This is a genomic window from Collinsella sp. SGI.184 (assembly GCF_050313415.1).
In the GTDB taxonomy this organism is placed as follows: domain Bacteria; phylum Actinomycetota; class Coriobacteriia; order Coriobacteriales; family Coriobacteriaceae; genus Collinsella.
In genome coordinates this window covers 1-787 of the sequence record NZ_JBNPLJ010000044.1, presented here as the reverse complement: position 1 = coordinate 787, position 787 = coordinate 1, and the positions used below count along the sequence as shown (strand labels likewise).

Genomic DNA, 787 nt, shown 5'->3' with positions numbered 1-787 from the left:
TGGATTGGCTACACTGATGTGGACAGTTCCGGGAGGGGCGCAGGAGACGGGAGGGCCGTATATGAGGGACCCCAGGCACCCGAGGCATTTCACCGACGAGTTCAAGAGGCAGATAGTCGACCTCTACAACGCCGGCAAGCCCAAGCGCGAGATCATGGACGAGTACGACCTCGGCAAGAGCACCGTGGAGAGGTGGATCAAGTCGATAAACGCGACCGGCTCGCCGCGCGCCGCGGACAACCGCACGCCCGAGCAGAACCGGATCCTGGAGCTCGAGCGCGAGAACCGCAGGCTCCGGATGGAGGTCGACGTCTTAAAACAAGCGGCGCTGATATACGCTCGAAAGTGAGGGCCATAGCGGCCAACGAGGGCCGCTACCCCATATCAGCGCAGCGCGGGCTCCTCGGCGTCGCGAGGTCGACGTACTACTCCATGCGCTCGCGGGCCGACCGGCCCGCCGCGCCGGACCCCGCCGCGCCGGCCGTGGTCGCGGCCCACGCCGCCAGCAAGGGCCGGTACGGCTCGCGCAAGATAAAGGCGTCGCTCGAGAGGTCGGGCGTCACCGTCAGCCGGCGCCGGGTCTGCCGCATCATGAGGGAGAACGGCCTGGTCAGCGCATACGGCAGGAAGAGGTTCAAGGTGCACCCCGGGGCGGTCAACGAGGCCGACGTGCCCAACGTCGTCGCGCGCGGCTTCGGCGGCAGGGCGCCGCGCACCCATATATGCAGCGACCTGACCTACGTGCGCGTCGGGGCCTCGTGGAACTACGTCTGCCTGCTCGTCGACC

The 787-nt window shown here is 67.7% G+C and carries 2 protein-coding genes; both read left to right on the top strand.

Annotated features, from left to right (window positions below; all coding sequences use genetic code 11):
* On the top strand, positions 1–349 hold a 349-nt coding region (locus ACQRAJ_RS08765; RefSeq protein WP_240128794.1), incomplete at its 5' end, for a transposase.
* 83 nt (positions 350–432) lie between these two features.
* Positions 433–787: IS3 family transposase (locus ACQRAJ_RS08760; protein WP_427748388.1), on the top strand; the 355-nt coding region annotated here is incomplete at its 3' end.